At 61.4% G+C, this 24,732-nt stretch carries 21 protein-coding genes; 17 read left to right on the top strand and 4 right to left on the bottom strand.

Going from position 1 to position 24,732, the window contains the following annotated elements; translation table 11 throughout:
* The first annotated feature begins 60 nt into the window (after positions 1–60).
* From CKW25_RS16985 to CKW25_RS16925, 13 genes are all read left to right on the top strand, one after another.
* Entirely contained in the window at positions 61–237 is a 177-nt protein-coding gene (locus CKW25_RS16985; RefSeq protein ID WP_003176118.1) for a hypothetical protein, read from the top strand.
* Complete coding sequence (locus CKW25_RS16980; protein ID WP_172736543.1) at positions 221–3,175, top strand: sensor histidine kinase; 2,955 nt, start codon at positions 221–223, stop codon at positions 3,173–3,175. Before CKW25_RS16985 ends, CKW25_RS16980 begins: the two co-directional genes overlap by 17 nt.
* Before the next feature lie 22 nt (positions 3,176–3,197).
* Positions 3,198–4,634, top strand: a complete 1,437-nt coding sequence (locus tag CKW25_RS16975; protein ID WP_095080843.1) for a sigma-54 dependent transcriptional regulator — start codon at positions 3,198–3,200, stop codon at positions 4,632–4,634.
* Between the two features lie 746 nt (positions 4,635–5,380).
* Positions 5,381–6,784, top strand: a complete 1,404-nt coding sequence (locus CKW25_RS16970; protein ID WP_095080841.1) for a polynucleotide adenylyltransferase PcnB — start codon at positions 5,381–5,383, stop codon at positions 6,782–6,784.
* Positions 6,785–6,788: 4 nt separating this feature from the next.
* Positions 6,789–7,274, top strand: coding sequence for a 2-amino-4-hydroxy-6-hydroxymethyldihydropteridine diphosphokinase (gene folK, locus CKW25_RS16965; protein ID WP_095080840.1), 486 nt, complete (start codon positions 6,789–6,791; stop codon positions 7,272–7,274).
* Between the two features lie 275 nt (positions 7,275–7,549).
* On the top strand, positions 7,550–8,350 hold the full coding sequence (gene panB / locus CKW25_RS16960) for a 3-methyl-2-oxobutanoate hydroxymethyltransferase (protein WP_095080837.1): 801 nt from the start codon (positions 7,550–7,552) through the stop codon (positions 8,348–8,350).
* On the top strand, positions 8,347–9,207 hold the full coding sequence (panC, locus tag CKW25_RS16955; protein ID WP_095080835.1) for a pantoate--beta-alanine ligase: 861 nt from the start codon (positions 8,347–8,349) through the stop codon (positions 9,205–9,207). The genes panB and panC overlap by 4 nt, the downstream gene beginning before the upstream one ends.
* A gap of 157 nt (positions 9,208–9,364) precedes the next feature.
* A complete protein-coding gene (gene panD / locus CKW25_RS16950; protein ID WP_095080833.1) occupies positions 9,365–9,745 on the top strand; it encodes an aspartate 1-decarboxylase in 381 nt (126 codons plus the stop codon).
* Positions 9,746–9,986: 241 nt separating this feature from the next.
* On the top strand, positions 9,987–11,651 hold the full coding sequence (gene pgi, locus CKW25_RS16945; protein WP_095080831.1) for a glucose-6-phosphate isomerase: 1,665 nt from the start codon (positions 9,987–9,989) through the stop codon (positions 11,649–11,651).
* A 372-nt stretch (positions 11,652–12,023) separates the two neighbouring features.
* A complete protein-coding gene (gene acs / locus CKW25_RS16940) occupies positions 12,024–13,961 on the top strand; it encodes an acetate--CoA ligase (RefSeq protein ID WP_095080828.1) in 1,938 nt (645 codons plus the stop codon).
* A 70-nt stretch (positions 13,962–14,031) separates the two neighbouring features.
* Positions 14,032–14,904 carry an oxygenase MpaB family protein gene (locus CKW25_RS16935; RefSeq protein WP_095080825.1) on the top strand — a complete coding sequence of 291 codons (873 nt, stop codon included), beginning with the start codon at positions 14,032–14,034 and terminating at the stop codon, positions 14,902–14,904.
* A gap of 239 nt (positions 14,905–15,143) precedes the next feature.
* Positions 15,144–16,160, top strand: coding sequence for a class I SAM-dependent rRNA methyltransferase (locus CKW25_RS16930; RefSeq protein WP_095080819.1), 1,017 nt, complete (start codon positions 15,144–15,146; stop codon positions 16,158–16,160).
* A gap of 93 nt (positions 16,161–16,253) precedes the next feature.
* Positions 16,254–19,214, top strand: a complete 2,961-nt coding sequence (locus CKW25_RS16925) for a DUF748 domain-containing protein (RefSeq protein ID WP_095080817.1) — start codon at positions 16,254–16,256, stop codon at positions 19,212–19,214.
* Positions 19,215–19,369: 155 nt separating this feature from the next.
* On the opposite strand, the gene CKW25_RS16920 is transcribed toward CKW25_RS16925, so the two are convergent.
* Both CKW25_RS16920 and CKW25_RS16915 read right to left on the bottom strand, forming a co-directional pair.
* Complete coding sequence (locus CKW25_RS16920; protein WP_095080816.1) at positions 19,370–19,726, bottom strand: BON domain-containing protein; 357 nt, start codon at positions 19,724–19,726, stop codon at positions 19,370–19,372.
* 309 nt (positions 19,727–20,035) lie between these two features.
* Positions 20,036–20,452: a pilin gene (locus tag CKW25_RS16915; protein WP_095080815.1), complete on the bottom strand. Its 417-nt coding sequence runs from the start codon at positions 20,450–20,452 to the stop codon at positions 20,036–20,038.
* A gap of 327 nt (positions 20,453–20,779) precedes the next feature.
* On the opposite strand from CKW25_RS16915, the gene CKW25_RS16910 reads away from it, so the two are divergent.
* Genes CKW25_RS16910 through yacG form a run of 4 tightly spaced genes read left to right on the top strand, consistent with a single transcriptional unit; the run spans position 20,780 to position 23,689 of the window.
* Positions 20,780–21,997 carry a type II secretion system F family protein gene (locus CKW25_RS16910; RefSeq protein WP_095080814.1) on the top strand — a complete coding sequence of 406 codons (1,218 nt, stop codon included), beginning with the start codon at positions 20,780–20,782 and terminating at the stop codon, positions 21,995–21,997.
* Positions 21,998–21,999: 2 nt separating this feature from the next.
* Positions 22,000–22,872, top strand: a complete 873-nt coding sequence (locus CKW25_RS16905; RefSeq protein ID WP_095080813.1) for an A24 family peptidase — start codon at positions 22,000–22,002, stop codon at positions 22,870–22,872.
* Positions 22,869–23,492, top strand: a complete 624-nt coding sequence (gene coaE, locus CKW25_RS16900; protein WP_095080811.1) for a dephospho-CoA kinase — start codon at positions 22,869–22,871, stop codon at positions 23,490–23,492. The genes CKW25_RS16905 and coaE overlap by 4 nt, the downstream gene beginning before the upstream one ends.
* Entirely contained in the window at positions 23,489–23,689 is a 201-nt protein-coding gene (gene yacG, locus CKW25_RS16895) for a DNA gyrase inhibitor YacG (RefSeq protein WP_095080809.1), read from the top strand. Before coaE ends, yacG begins: the two co-directional genes overlap by 4 nt.
* Positions 23,690–23,698: 9 nt before the next feature.
* On the opposite strand, the gene CKW25_RS16890 is transcribed toward yacG, so the two are convergent.
* Together CKW25_RS16890 and CKW25_RS16885 are read right to left on the bottom strand one after the other, a co-directional pair.
* Positions 23,699–23,914, bottom strand: coding sequence for a hypothetical protein (locus CKW25_RS16890; protein WP_095080808.1), 216 nt, complete (start codon positions 23,912–23,914; stop codon positions 23,699–23,701).
* A 63-nt stretch (positions 23,915–23,977) separates the two neighbouring features.
* Positions 23,978–24,664, bottom strand: coding sequence for an energy-coupling factor ABC transporter permease (locus tag CKW25_RS16885; RefSeq protein WP_095080807.1), 687 nt, complete (start codon positions 24,662–24,664; stop codon positions 23,978–23,980).
* Positions 24,665–24,732: the final 68 nt, after the last annotated feature.

The following is a 24,732-nucleotide window of genomic DNA, read 5'->3' as shown; positions in this document are numbered from 1 at the left end:
CGCCCATCCGTTACCATCGCCGCACGTTTTCGGGCACGCACACAATAAAGAGAGGCCGGGATGTACATCTATCGCTTGGTCCTGCTCCTGGTAGTGGGGATCTATCTGTTCTCCCCCGCCATCATGGACTGGTGGATCGACGCTACTGGCGCCTGGTATCGGCCGTACTTGCTGTGGCTGATCCTGATCGTCGTGACCTTCATCCTGCAGAGCCAAAAAGATGCCGATGAGCTTTAGCCTGACCCAGATGATCCTGATCAGCGCCGCGTACCTGGCGGTGCTGTTCGGCGTTGCCTGGGTCAGTGAACGCGGAATGATCCCGCGAGCGATCATTCGCCACCCGCTGACCTACACCCTGTCACTGGGTGTCTATGCCAGCGCCTGGGCGTTCTACGGCACGGTAGGCCTGGCCTACCAGTACGGCTACGGCTTTCTCTCCAGCTACCTCGGGGTTTCCGGGGCGTTTCTGCTGGCACCGGTGCTGCTGTACCCGATCCTGAAAATCACCCGCACCTATCAGCTGTCGTCGCTGGCCGACCTGTTTGCGTTTCGCTTTCGCAGCACCTGGGCGGGCGCGCTGACCACGATCTTCATGCTGATTGCCGTGCTGCCCCTGCTTGCCCTGCAGATCCAGGCGGTCGCCGACTCCATCGGCATCCTCACCCGCGAGCCCGTGCAACACCGGGTCGCCTTGAGTTTTTGCGCCCTGATCACCCTGTTCACGATTTTCTTCGGCTCGCGGCACATCGCGACCCGGGAGAAACACGAAGGCCTGGTGTTCGCGATTGCCTTTGAGTCGGTCATCAAGCTGATCGCCATTGGCGGCGTCGGCCTGTATGCCTTGTACGGCGTGTTCGACGGCCCGCAACAGCTGGAGCTGTGGCTGCTGCAAAACCAGACCGCCCTCGCCGCCCTGCACACCCCGCTGCAAGAAGGTCCATGGCGCACACTGTTGTTGGTGTTCTTCGCCTCGGCCATCGTGATGCCGCACATGTACCACATGACCTTCACCGAAAACCTCAACCCGCGCTCGCTGGTCAGTGCGAGCTGGGGCCTGCCGCTGTTCCTGTTGCTGATGAGCCTGGCCGTGCCGCTGATTCTCTGGGCCGGCCTGAAACTGGGCGCCACCACCAACCCGGAGTACTTCACCCTTGGCATCGGCATCGCCGCCAACAACAAGGCGCTGGCCCTGCTGGCCTATGTCGGTGGGTTGTCGGCCGCCAGCGGCCTGATCATTGTCACCACCCTGGCGCTGTCCGGGATGGCCCTGAACCACCTGGTGCTGCCGCTGTACCAGCCGCCTGCCGAAGGCAACATCTACCGCTGGCTGAAGTGGACCCGCCGGGCGCTGATCGTCGCGATCATCATGGCCGGTTATGGTTTCTACCTGATGCTGGGCGCCGAGCAAGACCTGGCCAACCTGGGCATCGTCGCGTTCGTCGCCACCCTGCAGTTCCTGCCGGGCGTGCTGTCCGTTCTTTACTGGCCGACCGCCAACCGTCGCGGTTTTATCGGCGGATTGATGGCGGGGGTCCTGGTCTGGCTGGTGACCATGCTGTTGCCACTGGTGGGCAATCTGCAGGGGTTCTACATACCGCTGCTGAACATGATCTATGTGCTCGACGACACCAGCTGGCACATGGCGGCGATTGCCTCGCTGGCCGCCAACGTACTGATATTCACGCTGGTCTCGCTGTTCACCAACGCCAGCACCGAAGAAGCCAGTGCCGCCGAAGCGTGTGCGGTGGACAACGTGCACCGTCCGCAGCGCCGTGAACTGCACGCCGCCTCACCCCAGGAGTTCGCCACCCAATTGGCCAAGCCCTTGGGCGCCAAGGCCGCGCAAAAAGAAGTCGAGCAAGCCTTGCGCGACCTCTACCTGCCGTTCGATGAACGTCGCCCCTACGCGCTGCGCCGCTTGCGCGACCGGATCGAAGCCAACCTGTCCGGGCTGATGGGCCCCAGTGTTGCCCAGGACATGGTGGAAACCTTCCTGCCGTACAAGGCCGGCGGCGAAAACTACGTCACCGAGGACATTCACTTCATCGAAAGCCGCCTCGAGGATTACCACTCGCGGCTCACCGGCCTTGCCGCCGAACTCGATGCCCTGCGCCGTTATCACCGCCAGACCTTGCAAGAGTTGCCAATGGGCGTGTGTTCGTTGGCCAAGGACCAGGAAATCCTCATGTGGAACAAAGCCATGGAGGAGCTGACCGGGATTGCCGCGCAGCGCGTGGTCGGTTCACGCCTGAGCACCCTGGGCGAGCCCTGGAAAGAATTGCTGCAAGGCTTCATCAACGTGCCGGACGAACACTTGCACAAACAGCACTTGGCCCTCGATGGCCAGACCCGCTGGCTGAACCTGCACAAAGCGGCGATCGATGAACCCCTCGCGCCGGGCAACAGCGGCCTGGTGTTACTGGTCGAGGACTTGACCGAAACCCAGATGCTCGAAGACAAACTGGTGCATTCCGAACGCCTGGCGAGCATCGGTCGCCTGGCCGCCGGCGTGGCCCACGAGATCGGCAACCCGATCACCGGCATCGCCTGCCTGGCGCAGAACCTGCGCGAAGAGCGTGAAGAAGACGGCGAAATCACGGAAATCAGCGGGCAGATCCTCGAACAGACCAAGCGTGTGTCACGCATCGTGCAATCCTTGATGAGCTTCGCCCACGCCGGCAGCCACCAGCACAATGACGAACCGGTCTGCCTGGCCGAAGTGGCCCAGGACGCCATTGGCCTGCTGGCCTTGAACCGACGCAACTTCGAAGTCCAGTTCTTCAACCTGTGCGACCCTGAACACTGGGTCGATGGCGACCCGCAACGGCTCGCCCAGGTCCTGATCAATCTGCTGTCCAACGCCCGTGACGCCTCGCCAGCCGGCAGTGCGGTACGGGTCAAGAGCGAAGCCAACGAACACACGATCGATCTGATCGTCGAAGACGAAGGCAGCGGTATACCCTCGAGCATCATGGACCGATTGTTCGAACCCTTCTTCACCACCAAGGATCCTGGCGAAGGCACCGGTCTGGGCCTTGCACTGGTCTATTCCATCGTTGAAGAGCATTATGGACAAATCACCATCGACAGCCCGGCTGACACACAAAGCCAACGCGGCACCCGTATCCGGGTGACCTTACCGCGTCATGTCGAAGCGACGTCCGCTGTGAACTGAGACCGTCGAGAGAATCGAATCAATGCCGCACATTTTGATCGTCGAAGACGAAACCATTATCCGCTCCGCCTTGCGCCGCCTGCTGGAACGTAACCAGTACCAGGTCAGCGAAGCCGGTTCAGTGCAGGAAGCACAAGAACGCTTCAGCATTCCCACGTTCGACCTGATTGTCAGTGACCTGCGCCTGCCGGGCGCCCCGGGCACCGAGCTGATCAAGCTTGGCCAGGGCACTCCGGTGCTGATCATGACCAGCTACGCCAGCCTGCGCTCGGCGGTCGATTCGATGAAGATGGGTGCGGTGGACTACATCGCCAAGCCTTTCGACCACGACGAAATGCTCCAGGCCGTCGCACGCATTCTGCGTGACCGACAAACCACCCAGAGCACGACCGGTGAACGCCCGGCTGGCAAAGCGGCCAATGGCAGCGACAAGCCCGGGGTCGACGCCAGCAACGGCGAAATCGGCATCATCGGTTCCTGCCCGCCCATGCAGGACCTGTACGGCAAAATCCGCAAAGTGGCACCGACGGACTCCAATGTGCTGATCCAGGGTGAATCCGGTACCGGCAAGGAGCTGGTCGCCCGCGCCCTGCACAACTTGTCCAGGCGCGCCAAGGCACCCATGATTTCGGTGAACTGCGCGGCCATTCCGGAAAGCCTGATCGAGTCCGAACTGTTCGGCCACGAGAAAGGCGCCTTTACCGGTGCCAGCGCCGGGCGCGCAGGCCTGGTGGAAGCCGCGGACGGTGGCACCCTGTTCCTCGACGAGATCGGCGAATTGCCACTGGAAGCCCAGGCTCGCCTGCTGCGTGTACTGCAGGAAGGCGAGATCCGCCGCGTCGGTTCGGTTCAATCGCAGAAGGTCGACGTACGCCTGATCGCGGCGACACACCGCGACCTCAAGAGCCTGGCCAAGATCGGCCAGTTCCGTGAAGACCTGTATTACCGTCTCCACGTGATCGCCCTGAAACTGCCAGCCTTGCGTGAGCGCGGCGCCGACGTCAACGAAATCGCCAATGCCTTCCTCGTGCGCCAAAGCGCACGGGTCAATCGCAACGACCTGAAGTTCGCACCCGACGCCGAGCAGGCGATTCGTCACTACAGCTGGCCAGGTAACGTGCGCGAACTGGAGAACGCTGTCGAGCGTGCGGTGATTCTGTGCGAAAGCCCGGAGATTTCTGCCGAGCTGCTGGGCATCGACATCGAACTCGGTGACCTGGAAGAAGACGAATTCATCGGATTGGCACCGCAACAGGGCAGTGCCACCAACACCAGTCACGAACCCACCGAAGACCTGTCGCTGGAAGACTACTTCCAGCACTTCGTGCTCGAACACCAGGACCACATGACCGAAACCGAGCTGGCTCGCAAACTCGGGGTCAGCCGTAAATGCCTGTGGGAACGTCGCCAGCGCCTGGGTATCCCACGGCGCAAGACCGGTGTGGCCAGCGAGAGCTGAATGTCACCTGTCGAATGTGCAAGTAACACCTAAATATGTGAAAAAACTGTTACCGCAGCTTTTTTCGTAACAGAAGCCGGGGCTTACGGTAACGAAGCCCCGGTTTTTTTTCGCCTGAAACAAAGCGTAAAACCCACCTAACCCCTTGTTTTGCTGGGGATCACAACAGTTGGCACGGCTCCTGCTATATGTCTGGTACAAGAACAATAACAAGCAATGCACAAGACAATAAAAATAAGACGAATCGACTCACGCACAATAAAAACAAGACGGCGAGAGGCGTAGCTAACTGATTCTTTTGGAGAGGCGTTGTATTTGGGGCTTGCCCCACAACCAGGCCGAGAACAACAAAAACTGCCCTAAGGCAGAGCCTGAACTGGTTGGATCAGATCGATCATTGCAACACAGCGATCAAAGCAATCCGTTTGCTCTTGGCTCCCGATTGGGAGGGTCATGAAGGGAAAACCTCATGACAAGGGCGCGACACAAAAACAAGAAGCCCGAAACCAATAATAAAAATAGAGCATGCAACTACTTCTTGGGGAGCTTCGGCTCCCCTTGTGGTTTCTGTAGCTTTTGTAGCGTCCGCGATTCAGCCCCTCCCCCCTGCGCTTTACCTTTGTAGCCATGGACTGCAGCTCATATTTGCTGTGTCCTACACCATCCCTCGACTAAATGCTAGAATCCCCGCCCATCATGCGGTCATTCTTCGTTATGGCCGAACATTCCTTCAAACAGTGCATCCCATGCTGAAGAAGCTGTTCCAGTCATTCCGTTCTCCCTTGCGTCGTACGCAACACATTCGTAGCACGCCTGAAGTCCTCAACAGCGGCCAACATTCGCTGCAGAAGGCCCAGTTCAGCCGTTATGCGGTGAACATCGTCGAACGCTTGCAGAACGCCGGGTACCAGGCTTATCTGGTCGGCGGCTGCGTGCGCGACATGCTGCTCAACATCACCCCCAAGGATTTCGACGTCGCCACCAGCGCCACGCCGGAACAGGTCCGCGCCGAGTTTCGCAATGCACGGATCATTGGCCGCCGCTTCAAGCTGGTACACATCCACTTTGGCCGCGAAATCATCGAGGTCGCGACCTTCCGCGCCAATCACCCGCAAAACGACGAAGAGGAAGACAGCAACCAGTCCTCGCGTAACGAAAGCGGGCGCATTCTGCGCGACAACGTATACGGCACCCTGGAAGAAGACGCGCAACGCCGCGACTTCACCATCAATGCCCTGTATTACGACCCGGTCAGCGAGCGCATTCTCGATTACGCCAACGGCGTACACGACATCCGCAACCGCCTGACCCGCCTGATCGGCGACCCGACCCAGCGCTACCAGGAAGACCCGGTACGCATGCTGCGAGCCGTGCGCTTCGCCGCCAAGCTCGACTTCGGCATCGAGAAGCACAGCGCCCTGCCGATTCGTGGCCTGGCACCGATGCTGCGCGAGATCCCGTCGGCCCGCCTGTTCGAAGAAGTATTGAAGCTGTTCCTCTCGGGGCATGCGGCCGATACCTTCGAGATGCTGGTCGACCTGCAATTGTTCGATCCCTTGTTCCCGGCCAGCGCCGAAGCACTGGAACACAATCCGACCTATACCCACACCCTGATCAGTGAAGCGCTGATCAACACTGACCTGCGGATCAAGCAGAACAAGCCGGTGACACCTGCCTTCCTGTTCGCCGCCCTCCTGTGGCCAGCCCTGCCAGCCCGCGTACTGCGCCTGCAGGACCGTGGCATGCCGCCGATTCCGGCGATGCAGGAAGCCGCCCACGAACTGATCAGCGAGCAGTGCCAGCGTATCGCGATTCCCAAGCGCTTCACCCTGCCGATCCGCGAGATCTGGGACATGCAGGAACGCTTGCCACGTCGCAGCGGCAAACGCGCCGATCTGCTGCTGGACAATCCGCGCTTCCGCGCCGGCTACGACTTCCTGCTGCTGCGCGAAAGCGCCGGCGAGCAGACCGACGGCCTGGGCGAGTGGTGGACGGACTATCAGGACGCCAACGACAGTGAGCGTCGCGACATGATTCGCGACCTCGGCAACAAGGACGAGGGCGCCAGCGGTGCACCGCGCAAACGTCGCCGCAGCGGTGGCGCCAAGCGCAAACGTGCCGCCGGCAGCACGAACTCGTCAGGCGAGTAAGTCGATGGAACGCATCTACATAGGCATGGGCAGCAACCTCGCGGCCCCCGCTGAACAGTTGCGCAGCGCTGTTGACGCGCTGGCGCAATTGCCCCGGACAACACTGGCCGGGGTCTCGACCTTCTATCAGAGTGACTCCTTGCTGCCTGGCCAGCCGCGCTATACCAACGCGGCGGCAGCGCTGGACAGCCTATTGGCGCCGCTCGAACTGCTCGACGCGCTGCAAGCCATCGAAAACGACCAGGGCCGCGAGCGCCTCGAACGCTGGGGGCCGCGCACGCTGGACCTGGATATTCTGCTGTTCGGCAACCGCCTGATCGACGAACCACGCCTCAAGGTGCCCCATTACCATATGCAGGAACGGGCCTTTGTGCTCTACCCGCTGGCCGAACTGGCCCCCGCCGACCTGCAATTGGCAGATGGCCGTCTGTTGCGCGACCTGCTGGCGGCCTGTCCGTTCGTCGGGCTGGAGCGCACCCCCAGCCTGTAGGGGCACCGCCCCCACAGGCCGAGGGTACTGCGACGGTTTCTGCTGAATCGCATCAGTAACGCCGGTAACACCCAGGCAGTAACCTTGCGGTAACACATCCAATTGACTTCCCGAGTTCTCCTCACGACTATAGGCGTCCCGCTGCCGCCAACACGGCACTAAAGGGCGCCATCCAGGCTTTTCAAGCACGACAAAAGACCGTGCGCCTGAGTAAATGAAGAATCACGCGCGTTACTCGCAGTAGTTTTCCAAGCGCCTGAATGAGGATCCTTTACATGCCAGCTATTACCCTCACCACCCTGCAGAGCCTCAAGCAGAAAGGTGAAAAGATCAGCATGCTGACCTGCTATGACGCTACCTTCGCTCACGCCTGCAATGAAGCCGGCGTTGAAGTGTTACTGGTGGGCGACTCCCTCGGCATGGTGCTGCAGGGACATGACAGCACCCTGCCCGTGACCACCGCCGAAATGGCGTACCACGTCGCGGCAGTCAAGCGCGGTAACACCGATGCCTTGATCCTCGCGGATCTGCCGTTCATGGCCTATGCCACCAATGAGCAAGCCATGGTCAACAGCGCCCTGTTGATGCAGGCCGGCGCGCACATGGTCAAAGTCGAAGGCGCGCTGTGGCTGGCCGACTCGATTCGCCTGCTGGCCGAACGCGGTATCCCGGTCTGTGCCCACATGGGGCTGACCCCACAGTCGGTGAACATTCTGGGCGGCTATAAAGTCCAGGGCCGCAATGAAAACCAGGCGCGGCAGATGCGCGCCGACGCCATCGCCCTGGAACAGGCCGGCGCGGCGATGCTGCTGCTCGAATGCGTACCGAGCGAGCTGGCCGCAGAAATCACCCAGGCCGTGAAGATCCCCGTGATCGGCATCGGTGCTGGCAACGCCACCGACGGCCAGGTCCTGGTCCTGCACGACATGCTGGGGCTGTCGCTCACCGGCCGCGCGCCCAAGTTCGTGAAAAACTTCATGGCCGGCCAGGACAGCATCCAGGCGGCCCTGAGTGCCTACGTCAGCGAAGTCAAGGCCGCGACCTTCCCGGGCGCTGAGCACGGGTTCTCGGCATGAACACCGTCAAGACCGTACGCGAACTGCGTGCCGCCGTCGCCCGCGCCCGCAGCGAAGGTAAACGTATCGGCTTCGTGCCGACCATGGGCAACCTGCACAGCGGTCACGTTGCGCTGGTGACCAAGGCCACCCAGCGAGTGGATTTCGTGGTGGCGAGCATTTTCGTCAACCCGCTGCAGTTCGGCGCTGGCGAAGACCTCGACAAGTACCCGCGGACCCTGGCCGCCGACCAGGAGCAACTGCTCCAGGCTGGCTGCCACCTGCTGTTCGCGCCAAGCGTCGAAGAAATGTACCCCGACGGCATGGCTGGCCAGACCCGCGTCAGCGTTCCACAGCTGGCTGAAGGCCTGTGCGGTGCCAGCCGTCCCGGGCATTTCGAAGGCGTGGCGACCGTGGTCAGCAAGCTGTTCAACATGGTCCAGCCGGACCTGGCGGTCTTCGGTCAGAAAGACTACCAGCAACTGGCGGTGATTCGTGCCCTGGTTCATGACCTGAACATGCCGATCCAGATCATCGGCGAACCGACCGTACGGGCCGCCGATGGCCTGGCGCTGTCTTCGCGCAACGGCTTCCTCAGCCAAGAGCAACGTGCCGTCGCGCCCGTGGTGTATCGCACGCTGAGTGACATCGCCGAGGCCATCAAACAGGGTGAACGGGATTACCCGGCACTGCTGGCCGGGAAAGTCGAACAGCTGCAGGCCGCCGGCTTGCGCCCTGACTACCTGGAAATCCGCCATGGGCTGACCCTGCGTCCGGCCATCGCACAGGATCGTGACCTGGTCATTCTGGTGGCCGCCTTCCTGGGCACCACCCGGCTGATCGACAACCTGCACCTGAACCTCGACACCTGCGCCTGAACAACGCACAACGACCGAGGAATCCATCTGTGGCGAGGGGGCTTGCCCCCTCCCCACCGGTTCTGTGGCCCTCCTGGCACAACGCCCCCGCCGTATTGCCGGCCGCAAAGGCTTCGGGCAAACTGCCCGCCGTTCGGATCAGCCCAAGGAATCACTCATGCACGCCATCATGCTCAAGGCCAAGCTCCATCGCGCCGAAGTTACCCACGCTGTGCTCGACTACGAAGGCTCTTGTGCCATCGACGGCGAGTGGCTGGACTTGTCCGGGATCCGTGAATACGAACAGATCCAGATCTACAACGTCGACAACGGCGAGCGCTTCACCACCTACGCCATTCGTGGCGAAGAAGGCTCGCGCATGATCTCGGTCAACGGCGCCGCGGCGCACAAGGCCAAGGTCGGCGACCGAGTGATCATCTGCGCCTACGCGCATTACAGCGAAGCCGAGCTGCAGGACTTCAAGCCACGCATGCTCTACATGGCGCCAGGCAACGAACTGAGCCACACCAGCAACGCTATCCCGGTCCAGGTCGCCTGAGACCTCCCCCCGTACTCTGCACACAGAAAATCCGTCCGACACGCCAATGCACCGGTACAAAATGGTACCGGTCGCGGGTCGGACAACGCCAAGACAGATCTTGCGCCGAGGTTTACTGTTAGCGCCCTGCACTATTTAATCGTTTATTCGCAGTTTGACCGGACAATGCCTGCCTTCGGACAGCACATTCCGGGTTTTTCAGTGTCCTAAAGGCAGTTCAAGTAAAAGGAAACCCGCAGCGATGGCGTATTACCGCACTCCTCAAGACGTTACCGCTCTGCCAGCCTGGCAGGCGCTGAATGATCACCGCCAGGCCATGCAGGATTTCAGCATGCGCGAAGCGTTCAATGCCGATCCGCAGCGCTTCACGCAATTCACCCTCAGCAGCTGTGGATTGTTTCTGGATTATTCGAAAAACCTGATCACCGCCGAAACGCGCAACCTGCTGGTGGGCCTGGCGAACGAAGTCGGCCTGCAGGACGCGATCAAGGCATTGTTCAGCGGCGAGATCGTCAACGCTTCCGAAGGCCGTCCGGCCTTGCACACCGCCCTGCGTCGCCCGGTGGGCGACAAGTTGTCGGTCAATGGCGTCAACGTGATGCCGGACGTGCACAAGGTGCTGAACCAGATCACCGACCTGGTCGGCCGTATTCATGACGGCCTGTGGCGTGGCTATACCGAGAAGCCGATCACCGACGTGGTGAACATCGGCATCGGTGGCTCGTTCCTCGGCCCCGAACTGGTCTCCGAAGCGCTGCTGTCCTACGCCCAGAAAGGCGTGCGCTGCCACTACCTGGCGAACATCGACGGCAGTGAGTTCCACGAGCTGACCATGAAGCTGCGGGCCGAGACCACGCTGTTCATCGTTTCCTCGAAGTCTTTCAATACCCTCGAAACCCTGAAAAACGCCCAGGCCGCACGTGCCTGGTACCTGGCTCAGGGCGGCTCGGAAGCCGAGTTGTATCGTCACTTCATCGCCGTATCGAGCAACAACGCCGCCGCCGTGGCCTTCGGCATCCGTGAAGAGAACATCTTCCCGATGTGGGACTGGGTCGGCGGGCGTTACTCGCTGTGGTCGGCCATCGGCCTGCCGATTGCCCTGGCCATCGGCATGTCCAACTTCAAGGAACTGCTGTCCGGTGCCTACACCATGGACCAGCACTTCCAGACGGCTCCGTTCGAACAGAACATGCCGGTGCTGATGGCCTTGCTGGGTGTGTGGTACGGCAATTTCTGGGGCGCGCAAAGCCACGCGATCCTGCCGTACGACCACTACCTGCGCAACATCACCAAGCACTTGCAGCAACTGGACATGGAATCCAACGGCAAGAGCGTGCGCCAGGACGGCACACCGGTCTCCACTGACACCGGTCCAGTGATCTGGGGTGGCGTGGGCTGCAACGGCCAGCACGCCTATCACCAGTTGCTGCACCAGGGCACCCAGCTGATCCCGGCTGACTTCATTGTGCCTATCGTCAGCTTCAACCCGGTGTCCGACCACCACCAGTGGCTGTATGCCAACTGCCTGTCGCAAAGCCAGGCCCTGATGCTGGGTAAAACCCGCAGCGAGGCCGAAGCGGAACTGCGTGACAAGGGCATGAGCGACGCCGACGTGCAGAAGCTGGCCGCGCACAAGGTGATCCCGGGCAACCGTCCGAGCAACACCCTGGTGGTCGAGCGCATCAGCCCGCGCCGCCTGGGTGCGCTGGTGGCCCTGTATGAACACAAGGTGTTTGTGCAAAGCGTGGTCTGGGGCATCAACGCCTTTGACCAGTGGGGCGTGGAATTGGGCAAGGAGCTGGGTAAGGGCGTCTACAACCGTCTGGTGGGTAGCGACGAAGCACCTGCCGATGATGCGTCCACCCAGGGCCTGATCAATTACTTCCGTGGTCGTCACCGCGGCTGATCCAGCGCCGAACCCTGTGGGAGAGAGCCGGGCGGCGTTCCGCCAGCTCGCTCCCACAATGCATGCCGCGTAATCAAACATGAACGCTGCCCCGTGGCGAGCGAGCTTGCTCGCGCTGGGGTGCAAAGCGCCCCCAACAAGGCTATTGCAGACCTTCAGACAAACTTCGCTGAGCGTTTTTTGGGCTGCTGCACAGCCCGGCGCGAGCAAGCTCGCTCGCCACGGGGTAGGTGTTCGGCGCTCTTCTGCGTTGCCAGAGCAAGCCATGCGATCAAGACAGTTGTTCCCACACTGGATCCATGTACAACTTGAACCCGATAGTCACTCGGCGCATCTTTATTCCTTGTCGCAAAACAAGAATAAGGAGCCGTCATGTTCGATATCAGCACCTTCCCCATCGCCGATGCCGTCCGCCGGGCTGCACAGCTGAGTCAGGACGACTATCAGCGCCTGTACCGCCAATCCATCGAGCAACCCGACACCTTCTGGGCCGAACAGGCCAGGCGCTTCCTCGACTGGACCAGCCCCTGGCAAACCGTTCAGCAATCAGACATCAGGACCGGCAAGGCCCAGTGGTTCGCCGGCGGCCAGCTTAACGTCAGCTACAACTGCATTGACCGTCACCTGGCCAAACGCAGCGAACAGACCGCGATCATCTGGGAAGGCGACGATCCGGCCGAATCGGTGCATATCACCTACCAGAAACTTCATCACTCTGTTTGCCGCCTGGCCAACGTGCTGAAAAGCCGTGGCGTGAAGAAAGGCGACCGGGTGTGCATCTACATGCCGATGATCCCGGAGGCCGCCTACGCCATGCTCGCCTGCGCGCGCATCGGCGCGGTGCATTCGGTGGTCTTTGGCGGGTTCTCTCCCGACTCCCTGCGCGACCGGATCCTCGATGCCGACTGCCGCACCGTGATGACCGCTGACGAAGGGGTGCGTGGCGGTAAATATGTACCGCTCAAACAGAACGTCGATAACGCCCTGCTCAGTTGCCCGAAGGTCAGCACCGTCATCGTGGTTGAACGCACCCAGCGCGAGGTCAATTGGGTCGAGGGGCGCGACCTCTGGTATCACCAGGCGCTGCGCGATGTCAGCGACCAGTGCTCGCCCGAGCCGATGGACGCCGAAGACCCGCTGTTCATCCTCTACACCTCCGGCAGCACCGGCAAACCCAAGGGGGTGCTGCACACCACCGGTGGTTATCTGCTGCAAGCGGCGATGACCTTCAAGTACGTGCTCGACTACCGCGACGGTGAAGTGTTCTGGTGCACCGCCGACGTTGGCTGGGTCACGGGGCACAGCTACATCGTCTACGGCCCGCTGGCCAACGGCGCGACTACGTTGATCTTCGAAGGCGTGCCGAGCTACCCGAGTACCTCACGCTTCTGGCAAGTCATCGACAAGCACAAAGTGAACATCTTCTACACCGCCCCGACCGCCCTGCGCGCATTGATGCGTGAAGGCCCCGAGCCGTTGAAAGAAACTTCCCGCGCCAGTCTCAGGCTGCTCGGCACCGTCGGTGAGCCGATTAACCCGGAAGCCTGGGAGTGGTACTTCAATGCGGTGGGCGAGCAGCGTTGTCCGATCGTCGATACCTGGTGGCAGACCGAAACCGGCGGCATCATGCTCAGCCCTCTGGTCAGCGCACAGTGGATCAAACCCGGCTGCGCGACCCGGCCGATGTTCGGCGTGCAACCGGTGCTGCTCGACGAGCAAGGCAAGGAAATCAGCGGCCCCGGCAGCGGCGTGCTGGCGTTGAAATCCAGCTGGCCGGCGCAGGTCCGTAGCGTCTATGGCGACCCGCAACGGATGGTCGATACCTACTTCAAACCTTACCCCGGCTACTATTTCACCGGCGACGGTGCGCGCCGCGACGAGGATGGCGACTACTGGATCACCGGACGTATCGATGACGTGATCAACGTTTCCGGCCACCGCATCGGCACGGCCGAGGTCGAAAGCGCGCTGGTGCTGCACGACAGCATCGCCGAAGCCGCGGTGGTCGGTTACCCCCACGATGTCAAAGGCCAGGGCATCTATGCCTTCGTCACCCCCATGAACGGCACCGAACCGGACGAGGCCCTGAAAAAAGAGCTGCTGGCTTACGTCAGCAAGGAAATCGGCAGTTTCGCCAAACCGGACCTGATCCAGTGGGCGCCAGCCTTGCCGAAAACCCGCTCGGGCAAGATCATGCGCCGTATCCTGCGCAAGATCGCCTGCAATGAACTCGACAGCCTCGGCGACACGTCGACCCTGGCCGATCCAAGTGTGGTCGAGGGATTGATCGACACGCGCCTGAACCCATGAGCCAGTCATTCAATAACCCAGGCGCGGCCAATGGCCGCGCACCCTTCAATGCTACCGCCACCGAGTTGTCATGGAATTCATTCGTACCCGCATCGAAACCCAGATCATGAGCCTGAGCGGTCTTTCCCTGGGCAAACTCGACCTGGAGAACCCCAAGGGCGACCCCGGCCTCTTCGGTCCCGACTCGGTCAGCTGGCAGGTACACGGCGACTTCAGCAGCATGCTCATCGGCGGCATCAGTGCCTTGATGCTGCAGGCCCTGCACCCACTGGCACTGGCGGGCGTCTGGGATCACTCGAACTTTCGTGAAGACATGCTCGGACGCCTGCGCCGCACCGGGCAATTCATCTCCGGCACCACCTTCGGTTCGCGGCAGGATGCCGACTGGCTGATAGAGAAAGTCCGCACCATTCACCTGCAAGTGAGCGGCACCGCGCCCGATGGCCGACCCTACGCCGCCAGCGATCCCGACCTGCTGACCTGGGTGCATGTGGCCGAGGTCAGCAACTTCCTCGCCGCCCATTTGCGTTATCGCAACCCACGGCTCTCAGCCGCCGACCAGGACCGCTACTACGCTGAAATCGCCTTGATCGCCGAGCGTCTGGGCGCCCGCGATGTGCCGCGCTCGCGCCGCGAAGTCGCCGACTACCTTGAACGAATCCGCCCACAGTTACTGTGCGATGAGCGCAGCCGCGAAGTGTTGCGCCTGCTGTTGAATGCCCCGTCCCCCAGCCGCCTGGCCAAGCCCTTTGGCGGGCTGATGATGCAGGCCGGCATCGACCTGCTGCCCGACTGGGCCAGTGCCATGCTGGGTGTCAGTCAGAACCCCATCCAGCGCAAGCTGATACGTGCCAGCGTCAACCGCAGCGCGCCGATGCTGCGCTGGGCGGTGCGTAATGGGTCGGTGCAGCGGGCCAATCGGCGTATGGGTTTGCCGAGCTGAATCTGCTGAACCGGGACTGCAGCCCGTCGCCGAGCGCTTACCTGTGGCGAGGGAGCTTGCTCCCGCTCGGGCGCGCAGCGGCCGTAAAGCCTTCGACTGGGTTCTACCTGAAAGGCTCGGTTGATAGATTTTGGAGTGCTTCGCACTCCAGCGGGAGCAAGCTCCCTCGCCACAGGGAAACCATCGAGCACAATCCTGTTAAACTCCAGCGCCCAATTCCCTCCTGCAAGGCGCCCAGCATGTCTTCCTTGAATCAGGCGCTGTGCGCCGCCCTCGATCATCGCCAAGACTTGCTCGCCGAACTGCACGCGCAAGGCACGGACTGCTACCGCCTGTTCCATGGCAGCCAGGAAGGCGCCGGCGGCCTGACCATCGACCGTTACGGCCCGCAACTGCTGGTGCAGAGCTTTCACCAGTCACTGGAGCGCGACGAACTGTTGGCCCTGCACGCGACCGTCAATCAACAGCTGAACCTGGACACTCTTCTGGTCTACAACGACCGTTCCCGGGGCAACTCGCGGATCGACCGTGAAGACACGGTTTACCGTGCCGACGAAGCCGCCCTTGCCGACTTGGTTGGCCACGAGTGGGGTCTGAATTACCGGGTTCGCGGTCGTCATGCCGGGCAGGATCCTCTGTTGTTTCTCGACCTGCGCAACGCCCGTGGCTGGGTCAAGGAGCACAGTGCCGGCAAAAGCGTACTGAACCTGTTTGCCTACACCTGCGGCGTTGGCCTGAGCGCCGCGGCCGGCGGCGCGCGTGAAGTGTGCAACCTGGACTTCGCCGAGGGTAATCTGGCGGTCGGCCGTGAAAACGGCCTGCTCAATCCGCAGCTGCCCACCATGCAGTTCGTGCAGTCCGACTATTTTCCAGCCATCCGCCAGCTCGCTGGCCTGCCCATCAGCCAGCGGCGCGGGCAAAAGCTGCCCAGCTACCCGCGCCTGGAACAGCGTCAATATGACCTGGTGCTGCTCGACCCGCCAGCATGGGCCAAAAGCGCATTCGGCACGGTCGACCTGCTGCGCGACTATCAAAGCCTGCTCAAACCGGCCTTGCTGGCCACGGCCGAAGACGGTGTGCTGATCTGCTGCAACAACCTGGCAAAAGTCAGCCTGGACGATTGGCGCGAGCAGGTGCTGCGCTGCGCGGAAAAAGCCGGGCGCCCCGTGCGCGACTGGAAGGTGCTGACACCGGGTAGCGACTTTCCATCGATGGACCAGCAACCACCGCTCAAGACCCTGATTTTGCAGCTGTGAAATCCCCGGCAAAATCTGAACATTGCTGATCAAGGTCATTGCTTTGGAACCAGAGTCGCATGCCATACTCCAAGGCACTTCCGATTCAGACAGATGAAGCCACACATGCCCAAAGGATTGATTCGCGCCATCGGCGCCTTGTTGACTGCTCTGGCCCTCTACAGCTTGCTGGGTTTTCTGATTTTGCCGGGCATCGCCCTGCGGGTCGCCAATCAGCAATTGGCCCACTACGCAACGGTGCCCGCGAGCATCCAGCGGATCGAACTCAACCCCTTCAGCCTTGAACTGACCGTGTGGGGCTTGAACATCGGGGAACCCGGCAACGAGCAAGTCGGGTTCGAGCGCCTGTACGCCGACCTGCAGCTCGACAGCCTCTGGACCCGCGCCGTGCACCTGGCTGACGTGCAACTGGACAAGCCGAAGACCGCGCTCCTGTTCAGCAAGGACGGCGGCCTGAACCTCACCCAACTGTTCAAGTTGCCGGCCAGTGAACCGACACCCGCCGACCCGGACGCCCAACCTTTTCCGCTGCGCATCGACCGCATCGACCTGAACCGCGGCTATGTGCACTTCCAGGATCTGCGCCCAAGCGAGCCGATCGAGTTCATCTACGACAAGCTTGATTTCGAGCTTAAACACCTCAGCACCCTGCCCGACGACAACACCGACATGAACCTGGTTGCCATCGGCCCGGCGGGAGGCAAGGTGGAGTGGACCGGTAACTTCAGCCTGGTGCCCATCGCCTCGCAAGGCAACCTGAAAATCACCGACGGCAAGATGAAGTCCTTCTGGCCCTATGTCCGTGATGCGCTGCCGCTGGTCCTGGAAGATGGCGTCCTCAGCCTGAGCACCGACTACACGCTCAACCTGGACAAGGAAACCGAGTTGCTGCTGAGCAACGCCTCGGTCAATGTCGCACCCTTCGCCATGAAGACTCCGGATGGTCGACCGCTGGTGCGCCTGGAGCGCCTGGACGTCAGTGAAACCACCGTCGACCTGGCCAAACAGCAAGTAGTCGTTGGCAAGATCCGCAGCCAGAAACTCGAAACCTGGGCCGCCCGCGAAGCCGATGGCCAACTCGACTGGCAGAAACTCTTTGCCAGTCAACCGGCCAAGCCTGCGGTAAAAGCCCAGGCCAGCAGCGCTCCGGCTACCGTCGACGCACCGGCACCCGCAGCAACACCGGAGCCTGTCGCGCCGAGCAAACCCTGGCAGGTGCTGCTCAAGGATGTCGAGTTGCGCAACTATCAGGTGCATCTGGCCGATCGCCAGGCAACACCTGCGGTCGCGCTGGAGCTGGGTCCACTGAACCTGGACCTGAAAAACTTCGATAGCCTCAATGGCTCGCCCTTTACCCTCAAGCTCGACACCGGCCTGGGCAAGCAAGGCAAGCTGATGGCTGAAGGCGAGGTCAACCTGGCGCCCGTCAGCGCCCAGCTCAAGGTCAAGACCCAGGACATCGACCTGCGTGTCGCCCAGTCCTACATCAACCCGTTCATTCTCCTGGAACTGCGTTCCGGGATGCTCGGCAGCGACCTGGCCGTCAACCTGAAAAGCACGGAGCCCCTGGCCTTCAACGTCACCGGCAAGGCCCAGGTCGATCAGTTGCACACCCTCGACACCTTGAAGTCCCGCGACTTTCTCAAATGGCAGAAAGTCATGGTCGAGGGGCTGAACTACCAGCATGGCGACAGCCTGTCGATCGACCGGATCAACCTGCAGCAACCCTATGCGCGCTTCATGATCAACGAAGACCGCACCACCAACATCGATGACCTGCTGATCCCGCAACCAGCCGACAGCGGCGCCAAGACCAGCGCGGCGAAACCCGCCGCGAGCAAGGACAAGCCGCTGGGCATCCACATCGGCGGGATTGCGATCAACGACGGTTCGGCCAACTTCGCCGACTTCAGCCTGACGCCCAACTTCGCCACCGCCATCCAGCAACTCAACGGCCAGATCGGCACCATCGACAGTCGCCAGGCCAAACCTGCCAGCGTTGACGTCAAAGGCAAGGTGGACCGCTACGCCCCGGTGACCATCAAGGGTAGCGTCAACCCGTTCGACCCGATGGCGGCACTGGATATCGCCACCAGTTTCAAACGGGTCGAACTGACCACCCTGACGCCCTACTCCGGCAAATTCGCCGGCTACCGGATCCGCAAGGGCCGGCTCAACCTCGACCTGCACTACCTGATCACCAAGGGCCAGCTCAAGGCTGAGAACAAAGTGGTGGTCGAACAGCTGGAACTGGGTGAGAAAGTCGACAGCCCGGACGCCGTGAGCCTGCCGCTGAAACTGGCCGTCGCCCTGCTCAAGGATGTCGACGGCAAGATCTCCATCGAGCTTCCGGTCACCGGCGACCTGAACAATCCACAATTCAGCGTGATGCCGATTGTCTGGCAAACCCTGCGCAACCTGATCGTGAAGGCGGCTGCCGCTCCCTTCAAACTCATTGGCGGGCTGGTTGCCGGCGGCGGTTCCGAGGACCTGGGCACCGTTTCGTTCGCACCGGGTTCCAGCGAACTGAGCAAAGACGCTGAAGGCGCACTGGTCAAACTGGCCAGTGCACTCAAGGAACGCCCGGCCCTGCGCCTGGAAATCGAAGGCACCGCTGCACAAAGCAGCGACGGCCCATTGATTGCCGAGCAACGACTGGAGCGCGAGTACCAGTACACTTACTACAAAATACTCCAGCGTCGCGGCGACAAAGTGCCCGCCCAGGCCTCATTGCTGGAAGTCCCCGAGAGTGAAAAAACACCACTGCTGGAAGGCATTTACCGGATCCGTCTGAAAACCCAGCCACCGGCCGAATGGAAGGATCTGGGCAAGGAAGAACGTGCGGCGAAAATGCGTGAAGGGGTGATCAACTTCTGGGCTTCCAGCGACGTGCTCTTGCGTCAACTGGGCCAGGACCGCGCCAGCAGCATCAAGGACTACCTGGTGGACAAAGGCCAACTGGCCGATGACCGGGTGTACTTCATTGATGCCAACCTGGGTCAGGCCCAGAGCGATGGCCGGGTCATCACACCGATGCACCTGGACGCCGAGTAAGGGCACCGGATCAGTTCCCCTCCCCAAAAGAACAGGCCCCGACATGCATGCCGGGGCCTGTAATGAGCACAGCCTGTGGGCTGAGAGTTGCGACAAGCGTATGGCTCGGCCCGCTTGTCGCGTCTTCTCCCGGTCCAGGCGAGAAGCCTTGCCTGTTACTGGGTTTTCAAGCCGTCAGCCGATACGGCCATGACGCCCTTGATGCTCTTGGTGATGTTCACCGCGGTGGTTTTCTGGGCGGCGGTGAGTGCGACAGTCGAGGACAATGACACGACCCCCTTGTTGGTTTCGACTTTGATGTCGGTGCCCGGAATGCCTTTCTCGGTGATCAGATCGCTTTTGACTTTGGTCGTGATCCAGGTATCGGAAGTAGCTTCGGCAGCTTTATCCATCTCTCCGGCCGCCAGCGTCATGGGTGACTGGGTGGTTTGAGTGGTCTGCGCAAAAGCAGCGTTGGCCATGGTCAGGGTCAGAGCGGTAGCCGTTGCAGCAGCGATAGCGAACTTCTTCATACGAGTAACTCCTGTTAACCAGAAAGTCTGCTGTGTGCATTCCCAGCAGGGTTAACAAGGATAGTGCGAAGGTTGTGCCAACGCCCGATCAACAGTTACAACCTTATAAATCAATTAGTTACAAAAAATCCAACACCCCGCGATCATGCAATTTGCATGAACCGGGCATTCTCGACATGCAAGTTGCCGGCTCTGTTGCAGGCCAGAGGTCATGAACCAGCCGAAGTCTCATGCTGCCCCAGCCTCCCGTCGTCCCAACAAAAATGCCTCGTCATTTCAGGCAAGGCATCTCGAAAAACGCTCAGGCACTCAGGTGTCGCTGGCGGTACAGCCTTTAGGCGAATAGTCCGCCCCAACCGTGGTCACGCAGGTCCAGCCACCGTCCTGCGTACGCGACAGGGTGATGGTTTTACTCAGCACCGCCCCCGGCGCACTGACAATCGTGCAGCCGATACTGCCGGCACCGGTGGATGCGGTTCCTGAAGCGGTGATGGTGCAGTTACTGGTGCTGGCCCGTCCGCCGAGCCGCTCCAGTGTCGGGTCATCGCCCTGGTTGATCACGTCTTCAAAGGGCACCTTCAACGCCGAAATCTCGGCCAGCCCGGCGGTGACCTTGGTACGCGCCTGGTACTTGGAGTACATCGGCAAGGCGACGGTCGCCAGGATGCCAATGATCGCTACCACGACCAGCAATTCGATAAGGGTGAAACCGTTTTGTTGCTTCATACATCTAGCCCCCCTGCATGAGCTGAAATCTCATGATCCAGGCCGGTCGAAGCACAGCACATGCCAACCTCTTCGCCCCATGTTTGATGGGGGCCCGGTCGACCGCTGCCGCTCAACGGCTCTGAAAAACCGTACTAACTGACACTATTTGTCACCTCAGAGCGCCCACCCCCTGCCGTCCTTTGGCTAGGCTTGCGGATCAATGGCCACTCAAGGAAGGCTCCACGGGAACGCAACCGTCGTTTGAGGATCTACGAACCCAAGGCCTGCACAGCCGAAGGCGGCACCCGCCTTGAAGCAATCAACCCGGTCACCAAGGATTGAACAATGGCGGTCAAGGCAACAAAGATCAGCATGTACACCTGGGAAGGCCGTGACAGCAAAGGCCATGCCGTCACCGGCGAGCTGAGCGGCCATAGCCCGGCCCTGATCAAGGCCCGGTTGCGTAAGCAGGGGATTGTCCCGGGGAAGGTACGCAAGAAGTCCATCTCGCTGTTCAGCGTCACACATCGGCCCAAGGCGCAGGATATTGCCGTCTTCACCCGGCAGATGGCGACCATGATCAAGGCCGGGGTGCCGGTGTTGCAGTCGTTCGACATCATTGGCGAAGGTTTCGACAACCCGGGTATGCGCACCCTGGTGACAGAACTTAAAAAGGACGTCGCGGCCGGCAGCAGCTTCGCCAACGCACTGCGCAAACAGCCCGCATGTTTCGACGAACTCTATTGCAACCTGGTCGACGCCGGCGAACAGGCCGGCGCCCTCGACACGCTGCTGGAGCGGGTCGCGACCTACAAGGAAAAGAGCGAGAGCCTCAAGGCCAGGATCAAGAACGCCATGACTTATCCGCTGGCCGTGGTCCTGGTCGCGGTGATCGTCAGTGCCATCCTGCTGATCAACGTAGTGCCGCAATTCCAGTCGGTGTTTGCCGGCTTCGGCGCGCAACTGCCGGGGTTCACCCTGATGGTGATCGGTCTGTCCGAACTCTTGCAGCGCTGGTGGTGGCTGCTGCTGACAGGGTTGATTGCCGGCGCACTGGGGCTGCGCCATGCCCATCGACACTCACCCGCTTTTCGCGACTGGCTGGACGGCCAATGGCTGAAGTTGCCCCTGGTCGGCACACTCGTGCGCAAGTCCTCGGTGGCCCGTTATGCCCGTACCTTGTCGACCACCTTCGCAGCCGGTGTGCCGCTGGTGGAGGCCCTGAACGCAGTGGCCGGCGCGACTGGCAACAGCGTGTTCAAACAGGCGGTACTGCGCATCAGGCAGGACGTCGCCAGCGGCATGCAACTGAACTTCTCGATGCGTACCAGCGGCGTGTTTCCTGGCATGGCGGTGCAGATGACAGCGATTGGCGAAGAATCGGGTGCATTGGAGGAGATGCTCGACAACGTCGCGAGCTACTATGAAGCGGAAGTCGACTCGCTGGTCGATAATCTGACCAGCCTGATGGAACCCCTCATCATGGTGGTGCTCGGCGTTATCGTCGGCGGGCTGGTGGTTGCCATGTACCTGCCCATCTTCCAACTTGGCTCAGCGATCTGAACATGCCCTTGAGTGACTTATTCGCCGATTACCCCACGGCCTTTGCCGCCACCGCCTGCTTGCTCGGGCTGGTGATCGGCAGTTTTCTCAATGTGCTGGCCTGGCGCCTGCCGCAAATGCTCGAGCGCGAATGGCGGGAACAGGCTCGGCAAGTGCTGGAATTGCCCAGCGAAACACCGGGCCCCGCCTACAACCTGATGCTGCCGCACTCGCACTGCCCGCATTGCCAGCATCCACTGCGTGCCTGGGAAAACATTCCGCTGCTCAGTTATCTGCTCCTGCGCGGCCACTGCTCAAGCTGCAAGGCCCCGATCAGTGCCCGTTATCCCTTGACCGAACTGGCCTGTGGCGTGTTGTCGGGGTTTATCGCCTGGCACTTCGACTTCGGCTGGCAGGCGGTCATGGTGCTGGTCTTGAGCTGGGGGCTGCTGGCGCTGTGCCTGATCGACGCCGATCATCAGTTGCTGCCGGACGTGCTGGTGTTGCCCTTGTTGTGGCTGGGGTTGATCGTCAACGCGTTCGGGCTGTTCGTGCCGCTGCACGATGCCCTGTGGGGCGCGGTCGCGGGCTATCTGGCGTTGTGGTCGGTGTATTGGCTGTTCAAGCTGATCACCGGCAAGGAAGGCATCGGCTACGGTGACTTCAAGCTGCTGGCGCTGCTCGGCGCCTGGGGTGGCTGGCAGATCCTGCCTCTGACGATCCTGCTGTCGTCGCTGGTGGGCGCGGTCGCGGGGGTGATCTGGTTGCGTTTGAAACAGGTCGAGACCTCGACGCCGATCCCCTTCGGTCCTTATCTGGTCATTGCCGGCTGGATTGCCTTGCTCTGGGGTGGTCAAATAACCAACTTCTATTGGCAGTCTGTCGGTTTGAAATGAATACCCCTGTGGAAAAACCCTGGATTCTCGGCCTGACCGGTGGCATCGGCAGCGGCAAAAGCGCCGCGGCCCGGCACTTCATCGACCTGGGCATACACACGGTCGATGCCGACCATGCCGCCCGCTGGGTGGTAGAACCCGGTCGCCCGGCGCTGGCACGGATTGCCGAGCACTTCGGTGCCGGCGTGCTGCAAGCCGACGGCCAGCTGGATCGCGCCGCCCTGCGTCAATTGATCTTCGAAATCCCGGATGAGCGCCGCTGGCTCGAGAAGCTGCTGCACCCGCTGATAGCCCAGGAAATCGCCGCTCACCTGGCCCGCGCCCAATCGCCTTATGCGATTCTGGTCTCGCCCTTGCTGATCGAGTCCGGACAGTGCGCCATGACCCAGCGTGTTCTGGTGATCGATGCGCCGGAGCAGCTGCAGATCGAACGCACCCTGCAGCGCGACCAGACCAGCGAACAACAGGTCCGGGCAATCCTCAAGGCCCAGTCCAGCCGTCAGGATCGTCTCAGCCGCGCCGACGATGTGGTGGTCAACGACCGCGACCTCGCCTGGCTGCACAGCGAAGTCGAACGCCTGCATCACTTTTATCTTACTTTGCGTGGAGGCCAGTCATGAGCCAACCCCCTGTCGTTGTTTGTCCAACCTGCGGTGCCCCAGTTGAATGGAGCCCGTCCAGCACCTTCCGGCCATTTTGTTCGGACCGTTGCAAACTGATCGACCTGGGTGCCTGGGCCTCGGAGGAACACAAGATCCCGGTGAGCCCGGACGCCGAGGACGATCTGTTCAGCGAAGACTTCGAACCCCGCCACTGATCCCGCGGATCAGGGCCGCATGAAACTGTAGTCCTCACCGTCATCGAGGTTCTCGGCGAGAAACTGCAGCTCATCGGCCAGATCCTCGGCACTGCGTACCGCCTTGCTCTGCTGCACCACCGCGCTGAGCAAGGCGCGCAGGCTCAAACCCGGTTCAAAGCCGGCCTCCTGCGCCGACACCAGACTGTCGCGCAGCTCTTGCCTCGCCCACTCGTAAACACTCATACCGATACTCCTGAGGATTTCCCGGAGCATAAGTTCGCCTGCGCGCCGCGCCCTTGATAAGGATCAAGGCTTGTCGTCGTCCTTCCACGGTGCCGACAAGTAACGCGTACGGTTGAACGTCTCCAGCCATTCGGGGCAGAACACCACCAGCGCGCTGACGACCATGCCGTTGATGAACGCCTCGGGGAAGATGATCAGCCACAGGTAGCCGACAAAGTCCTCCAGCCACTCCGGCATCGCAAAGCGTCCGTCGAACCACAACAGCCCCAGGGCCGCCAGCAGGCAGAGCAAGGCCGAGAGCGCGGCGGCAAAAAAACCCGAGCAGAAGATGTACACAAAGGGGTTACGCGGTTGGGCACGCTCCACCAGGATCGCGCAGCCTTCAGTGACCAGCACCGGCAAAAGAATCAGCAAGGCACCATTGACCCCGAGCGCCGCGAGGTCCTGGCGCCCCAGCAGCACCAGCCCCAACTGGGCGACCAGGCCACCGACTATCGCCAGCGGCCAATCGAGCAGCAGGGTCACGGCGGTCATGCCGATAAAGTGATAGGACACGCCCGTCTCGAAGTCCCGCCGCACCAGCCACAGCATGAACAGCGCAAACACCGTGCCGAACAGCAAATGCTGGCGGCGACTGTCACTGAACAGTTCGACCCAGGGCGCCCGCAACGCAGCCCAGACCAGCACGGGCACGTAGATCAACCAGCCCACCGTGAGGCTTGCGGGTGACAGCAACTCGGCACCGATCATGGCTGGACACACTCGCGCCCAACACCTGGCAACCCCACTGTGCAGACCTTCACGTCAGACTCCTTGGA

It is taken from the genome of Pseudomonas sp. Irchel s3h17 (assembly GCF_900187505.1).
GTDB lineage: Bacteria > Pseudomonadota > Gammaproteobacteria > Pseudomonadales > Pseudomonadaceae > Aquipseudomonas.
The sequence above is the reverse complement of the archived record's forward strand: the minus strand, read 5'-3'. Positions and strand labels throughout refer to the sequence as shown.

Excerpts from the sequence above, each read along its gene's own strand:
- CKW25_RS16925 (WP_095080817.1), top strand. The coding sequence starts at position 16,254 with ATGAAGCCACACATGCCCAAAGGATTGATTCGCGCCATCGGCGCCTTG.
- CKW25_RS16920 (WP_095080816.1), bottom strand. The coding sequence starts at position 19,726 with ATGAAGAAGTTCGCTATCGCTGCTGCAACGGCTACCGCTCTGACCCTG.
- CKW25_RS16905 (WP_095080813.1), top strand. The coding sequence starts at position 22,000 with ATGCCCTTGAGTGACTTATTCGCCGATTACCCCACGGCCTTTGCCGCC.
- CKW25_RS16885 (WP_095080807.1), bottom strand. The coding sequence starts at position 24,664 with ATGATCGGTGCCGAGTTGCTGTCACCCGCAAGCCTCACGGTGGGCTGG.
- CKW25_RS16890 (WP_095080808.1), bottom strand. The coding sequence starts at position 23,914 with ATGAGTGTTTACGAGTGGGCGAGGCAAGAGCTGCGCGACAGTCTGGTG.
- CKW25_RS16915 (WP_095080815.1), bottom strand. The coding sequence starts at position 20,452 with ATGAAGCAACAAAACGGTTTCACCCTTATCGAATTGCTGGTCGTGGTA.
- folK (WP_095080840.1), top strand. The coding sequence starts at position 6,789 with ATGGAACGCATCTACATAGGCATGGGCAGCAACCTCGCGGCCCCCGCT.
- pgi (WP_095080831.1), top strand. The coding sequence starts at position 9,987 with ATGGCGTATTACCGCACTCCTCAAGACGTTACCGCTCTGCCAGCCTGG.
- panB (WP_095080837.1), top strand. The coding sequence starts at position 7,550 with ATGCCAGCTATTACCCTCACCACCCTGCAGAGCCTCAAGCAGAAAGGT.
- CKW25_RS16985 (WP_003176118.1), top strand. The coding sequence starts at position 61 with ATGTACATCTATCGCTTGGTCCTGCTCCTGGTAGTGGGGATCTATCTG.
- CKW25_RS16970 (WP_095080841.1), top strand. The coding sequence starts at position 5,381 with ATGCTGAAGAAGCTGTTCCAGTCATTCCGTTCTCCCTTGCGTCGTACG.
- CKW25_RS16980 (WP_172736543.1), top strand. The coding sequence starts at position 221 with ATGCCGATGAGCTTTAGCCTGACCCAGATGATCCTGATCAGCGCCGCG.
- CKW25_RS16975 (WP_095080843.1), top strand. The coding sequence starts at position 3,198 with ATGCCGCACATTTTGATCGTCGAAGACGAAACCATTATCCGCTCCGCC.
- acs (WP_095080828.1), top strand. The coding sequence starts at position 12,024 with ATGTTCGATATCAGCACCTTCCCCATCGCCGATGCCGTCCGCCGGGCT.
- yacG (WP_095080809.1), top strand. The coding sequence starts at position 23,489 with ATGAGCCAACCCCCTGTCGTTGTTTGTCCAACCTGCGGTGCCCCAGTT.
- CKW25_RS16930 (WP_095080819.1), top strand. The coding sequence starts at position 15,144 with ATGTCTTCCTTGAATCAGGCGCTGTGCGCCGCCCTCGATCATCGCCAA.
- panD (WP_095080833.1), top strand. The coding sequence starts at position 9,365 with ATGCACGCCATCATGCTCAAGGCCAAGCTCCATCGCGCCGAAGTTACC.
- panC (WP_095080835.1), top strand. The coding sequence starts at position 8,347 with ATGAACACCGTCAAGACCGTACGCGAACTGCGTGCCGCCGTCGCCCGC.
- CKW25_RS16910 (WP_095080814.1), top strand. The coding sequence starts at position 20,780 with ATGGCGGTCAAGGCAACAAAGATCAGCATGTACACCTGGGAAGGCCGT.
- CKW25_RS16935 (WP_095080825.1), top strand. The coding sequence starts at position 14,032 with ATGGAATTCATTCGTACCCGCATCGAAACCCAGATCATGAGCCTGAGC.
- coaE (WP_095080811.1), top strand. The coding sequence starts at position 22,869 with ATGAATACCCCTGTGGAAAAACCCTGGATTCTCGGCCTGACCGGTGGC.